Here is a 5077-nt window from a genome sequence, read left to right as displayed (position 1 = left end):
GCCAACTGGCAGCAAAATGCCGTGGCTACGGATCAGGTACAGAACTTCCGTCTGCAGCCGTCCTTCCTGCTGGAACTGCGGGATGTGAGCAAACCCTAGAGGATAGAAGCGCGGCCAAGGCACGCGCCTACAGGGTGGCGTCCCTGTAGGCGCTGGCTTGCCTGCGCTTGCGGCGATAGCCGCCTCAGCAGAGGATTCTGTCATGCATACCCAGCTCTGGCGCTACATCGGCAAGCGCCTGCTGCTCATGATCCCGGTGCTGTTCGGGCTGAGCATTATCGTTTTTCTGATCATGGCCCTGATTCCGGGTGATCCGGCACAGGCCATTTTGGGCGCCTACGCGACCCCGGAAAATGTGGCCCGCATCAATGTCCAACTGGGGCTGGACCAACCCCTGCCCATGCAGTATGTCACCTGGCTGAGCAATATCTTGCAGGGTGACTTCGGTCGTTCCTATGCCCAGAACCGCGCAGTGCTCGACATCATTTCGGAGCGTTTTGGCGCCACCCTGATTCTCGCCGGCACCGCTCTGGTGCTGTGCTCCCTCTTCGGCCTGCTGGCCGGCATTATCTCTGCCAGCCGCCAGTACGGCCTGGCCGATAAGATGATCACCTTTGTCGTGTTGATCGGCATATCCATGCCCGCCTTCTGGCTGGGCCTGCTGCTGATCATGTTCTTCGCCGTTGATCTGCGCTGGCTGCCGGCCAGTGGCATGTACTCCATGTGGGGCGGAGACGACCTGCCCGACCTGCTGCGCCACCTGATTCTGCCCGCCTCGACGCTGGCCTTTATCGCCACCGGTGTCATTGCCCGCCTGACCCGCGCCAGCATGCTGGAAGTGCTGCGCCAGGACTATATCCGCACTGCCCGCGCCAAGGGTTTGCATGAACGCCGTGTCATCTACCGCCATGCCTTCAAGGCGGCCATGGTGAGCGTGGTACCCGTGATCGGCATTCAGGCCGGGTTCGTGCTCGGTGGCGCCGTCTATGTGGAGACGGTCTTCCAGTGGCCCGGTATCGGCAGCATGCTGGTCAATGCCATTTCCCAGCGCGACCTGTTGCTGGTGCAGGGAGGCGTGCTGGTCGTGGCCGCAGCCTATGTGGTGTTCAACCTGCTCGCCGATGTGGTGCAATTCATTCTGGATCCGAGGGTCACCGCATGAGTCGCTTCATGAGTATGAGTAATGCCCTGCCCCTCGCCCGCTGGTTCGGCCAGCGCCACAGCCGCACCTCTCCGCTGAAACTGCTGCTGCGCAATCGACTGGCAGCAGCAGGCCTGATTGTTCTGATCGCCGTCTGTATTCTGGCATTGATCACGCCCTGGCTGCCCCTCCATCACCCGAATCAGACCGCACTGGGCAATCGCCTGCTGCCACCCGGCTCGGATGGCCACCTGCTGGGCACCGACCACCTGGGCCGGGATATCCTGGCGCGCATCCTCTGGGGTACCCGGGTATCGCTGTCAGTCGGTATCTCCGCCACACTGGTGGCGGCCTCCGTCGGCTCACTGCTGGGTATTCTGGCGGGCTACTTCGGGCGCCATGTCGACAACATCCTGATGCGCGGTATCGACATGGTCATGGCCTTTCCCTATATACTGCTGGCCCTGGCCATTGTCGCTGTGCTCGGGCCTGGTCTGCTGAATGCGCTCTATGCCATCGCCATCGTGAATATCCCCTTCTTTGCGCGTAATGTGCGCGGCGTCACCGTGACCCTGCGCAACCGGGAGTTTGTCGATGCCGCCCTGCTGTCCGGCAAGGGGCACGCCAGAATTCTGCTCACCGAGATTCTGCCCAATGTGCTGCCGGTCATCGTGATCACCATGTCGACCACGGTCGGCTGGATGATTCTGGAAACAGCCGGCCTGTCATTTCTCGGGCTTGGCGCCCAGCCACCACAGGCTGATCTGGGTTCCATGCTCGGCGAAGGTCGGCGGCTGATTTCGACCGCCCCCCATGTCGCGACCATTCCCGGCCTGATGATCTTCCTGTTGGTGATGAGTATCAATCTGCTCGGTGACGGCGTGCGAGATGCTCTGGACCCCCGACTCAAAGCCGGCGCGCTGCGCCGCCCGGCAGCCCGCACCCGCACCGCTCCTGCAGCGCGCCAGCAGCCAAAGGGAGAGCCCAAAGGCCTGTTGGAAGTCGATAGCCTGCGCACCGAGTTTCATCTGGACGGTCAGGTGCATCAGGCCGTCAACGGCCCCACCTTCCATATAGAGCCCGGTGAGTGTCTGGGGATCATCGGTGAATCCGGCTCGGGCAAGTCGGTTACCGCCATGTCGCTGCTGGGCCTGGTGGCTTCCCCGCCCGGCATCATCCAGAGCGGACAGGTCAACTATCAGCGCCAGAACCTGCTCGGTGTCTCTGACCCGATACTGCGCGGCTATCGTGGCGGTGAACTGGCCTATATCTTCCAGGACCCATTGTCGACTCTGCACCCGTTGTTCACGGTCGGTGACCAACTGGTCGAAGCCATTCGGGCGCATCGCCCGCTGAGCTATCGGGCCGCCTGGCAGGAAGCCGTCCGACGACTGGAGGAAGTCCGCATGCCCAACGCAGCTCGGCGGGCGAAATCCTATCCGCACCAGCTCTCGGGCGGGATGCGGCAACGCGTCAGTATTGCCATGGCGCTGGCCAATGATCCGCAACTGATCATTGCCGATGAGCCGACGACGGCGCTCGATGTCACCGTGCAGGCGCAGATACTGAAACTGCTTAACCGATTGCGTGAGGAGAAACAGGCCAGCCTGATGTTCATCACCCACGACTTCGGTGTGGTCAAGCAGATCTGCCATCGGGTTGCGGTCATGTACGCCGGTGAAATTGTCGAGATCGGCCCGGTCGAGGAAATACTGGCCAGACCGGCGCACCCATACACCAAGCGCCTGATCGGCTGTGTACCCAGTGTTGACTATGAGGGTGGCCGACTGGCGGAGATCCCCGGCCTGCCACCACAGGTCAGCAATCTGCCGGTGGGCTGCAAGTTTGCCGACCGCTGCGATCAGGTCACGGATCAATGCCGGGCTGCACCTGTTGAACTGGACACCCTGAACGAACGCCATCACGCACGCTGCATTTTCGCGCGGGAGGTAAGCGCATGACTATGGCTAGCGAAACAAGCGCCCCTGTTGAGACCACGAATACGGCGCTGCAGGTCACCGACCTGATCAAGCAATTTGGTGGCGGGCGCTCATTGCTGGGTCGACCCTTGCCGGCTGTGCATGCGGTGCGCGGCCTGTCTTTCGAGGTCAGGCCGGGCGAGATACTGGGTATTGTCGGTGAATCCGGCTGCGGCAAGTCGACCGTGGCACGTATGCTGGTGGGACTGGAATCCCCGACCGAAGGCCGCATCACGTTGCGTGAGGAGCCTCTGGCCGAGCCGGGCAAGCCCATCAGGCGCACGGTGCTGGCGCGCAAGATCCAGTATGTGTTTCAGGACCCGATCAGCTCCCTGAACCCGCGCAAGACGATCCGCGAGATTCTCTCTGCCCCCCTCTACTACCTGCGTGGCATGACAGAGAAACAACGCACCGAACGCCTGAAGGAACTGATGGCGGCCGTCAATCTGCGGCCTGAGTTTCTGCACCGCTATCCCCACGAGTTCTCGGGCGGTCAGGCGCAGCGTATCGGCATCGCCCGCGCTCTGGCGGCCGAGCCGGAGGTGCTGGTGCTGGATGAGCCGGTCTCGGCACTGGATGTGTCAGTACAGGCCCAGGTGCTCAATCTGCTGCAGGATCTGCGCCGTGAGTTCAACCTGACCTATGTATTCATCAGCCACGATCTGGGTGTGGTACGCAACCTGTGTGACCGGGTCGCGGTCATGTATTTCGGGCGCATCGTTGAGACGGGCCCTACGCGGGCGCTGTTTGACAACCCCCAGCACCACTACACCCGGCTGCTGCTGGACAGCGTGCCCGGCGCGCGCGACGGCACACTGCCCGATGAAGAGGTCAATGCGGAACTGCCCGACCCCTTTCATCCGCCTACCGGTTGCGCCTTTGCACCCCGTTGCTCTGCAGCGTCGGACCAGTGCAGGCAAAGCGACCCGGAGTTGGACACCCGGCGTCAGGACGGGCAGCAGGTGGCATGTTATCATCCGGCGGGTGAGTCACCAGCCTGAGGTACCCACCCGACATCATGACCAGACCAGCCCCGCGCCCGGAAAAAGCGCCCCGAAAGGAGCGCAAGCGTTCCGATTCCGTCATGGAATCACTGAAGGACTGGATCACTGAACACCAACTGCGGCCGGGAGACCGTCTGCCGCAGGAGAAGGACCTGCTGGAGCAGTTCAACGCCAGCAAGGGCACCATCCGGGAGGCGCTCAAGGGTCTCGAATCACAAGGCCTGGTGGTCACTCGCACCGGCCCTGGCGGCGGCGCTTTCGTGGCTGATGTGCCGCCTGATCACGCCATGTCGCTGCTCTCGAACTATTTCTATTTCAAGGACATCACCATCCACGACATCTACCAGTTGCGGGTGCACCTGGAGCCGGAGATGGCGGCCAGTGTGGTGGGGCGCATGACACAGGAAGATTTCGATCGGCTGCAAACCACCATGACCATTTACCATGCGCCGCCGACAACGCAGGAGGAAGAGCACAACTTTCGCCTTGCAGAGCTGAGCTTTCATGAGGTTCTGGTGTCCCTCTGCCCCAATCCGATCCTGTCCTTTACTTGCCACTTTCTGCTCGGGTTGCTGAAGAACTTGCGCCTGTGCCACGACATCTACGACTTGCCCAACCCGGAGCTCTGGGAAACCGGCAAGCACTATCAGATGCAGTTGCTGGAAGCGCTGAAACGCGAAGACGAACCCGCCGTGCGCCAGATCATGCGTGAGCACATGCTGCGCGCCGAGGCGCTGATGGAGGCGCAGGAGACAATCGTGCTCGATCGGTTTCACTGACGAATATAGTCGACAGAGGACAGTCGACGGTGAGCGCAGGCAAGTCGAGACGTCGAACCGCAGCGCCTACAGCAGTGCCGCCCTGTAGGCGCGTGCCTTGGCCGCGCAGAGGTAGAGATTGACACAGTAGGAGCGCACCCCGTGCGCGATGGGCCACGAAGTGGCCCCATAGGG

Annotated in this window: 4 protein-coding genes; all 4 read left to right on the top strand. The window is 62.0% G+C overall.

The window, feature by feature from the left end; all coding sequences use genetic code 11:
* Positions 1-202 precede the first annotated feature (202 nt).
* From LAT62_RS15845 to LAT62_RS15830, 4 genes are read left to right on the top strand one after another with little or no spacing between them, the layout of a single operon-like run.
* Positions 203-1162 carry an ABC transporter permease gene (locus LAT62_RS15845; protein WP_293386121.1) on the top strand — a complete coding sequence of 320 codons (960 nt, stop codon included), beginning with the start codon at positions 203-205 and terminating at the stop codon, positions 1160-1162.
* A gap of 8 nt (positions 1163-1170) precedes the next feature.
* A complete protein-coding gene (locus LAT62_RS15840) occupies positions 1171-3102 on the top strand; it encodes a dipeptide/oligopeptide/nickel ABC transporter permease/ATP-binding protein (RefSeq protein ID WP_293386119.1) in 1932 nt (643 codons plus the stop codon).
* Positions 3099-4121 carry an ABC transporter ATP-binding protein gene (locus LAT62_RS15835; RefSeq protein ID WP_293386117.1) on the top strand — a complete coding sequence of 341 codons (1023 nt, stop codon included), beginning with the start codon at positions 3099-3101 and terminating at the stop codon, positions 4119-4121. The genes LAT62_RS15840 and LAT62_RS15835 overlap by 4 nt, the downstream gene beginning before the upstream one ends.
* A gap of 17 nt (positions 4122-4138) precedes the next feature.
* Positions 4139-4903 carry a FadR/GntR family transcriptional regulator gene (locus LAT62_RS15830; RefSeq protein ID WP_293386115.1) on the top strand — a complete coding sequence of 255 codons (765 nt, stop codon included), beginning with the start codon at positions 4139-4141 and terminating at the stop codon, positions 4901-4903.
* The last annotated feature ends 174 nt before the right edge of the window (positions 4904-5077 follow it).

Source organism: Natronospirillum sp., assembly GCF_022565775.1.
Classification (GTDB): Bacteria; Pseudomonadota; Gammaproteobacteria; order Pseudomonadales; family Natronospirillaceae; genus Natronospirillum.
The sequence above is the reverse complement of the archived record's forward strand: the minus strand, read 5'-3'. Positions and strand labels throughout refer to the sequence as shown.

Bases quoted from the DNA above. Each gene is read 5' to 3' on its own strand.
- LAT62_RS15840 (WP_293386119.1), top strand. From the start codon at position 1,171: ATGAGTATGAGTAATGCCCTGCCCCTCGCCCGCTGGTTCGGCCAGCGC.
- LAT62_RS15845 (WP_293386121.1), top strand. From the start codon at position 203: ATGCATACCCAGCTCTGGCGCTACATCGGCAAGCGCCTGCTGCTCATG.
- LAT62_RS15835 (WP_293386117.1), top strand. From the start codon at position 3,099: ATGACTATGGCTAGCGAAACAAGCGCCCCTGTTGAGACCACGAATACG.
- LAT62_RS15830 (WP_293386115.1), top strand. From the start codon at position 4,139: ATGACCAGACCAGCCCCGCGCCCGGAAAAAGCGCCCCGAAAGGAGCGC.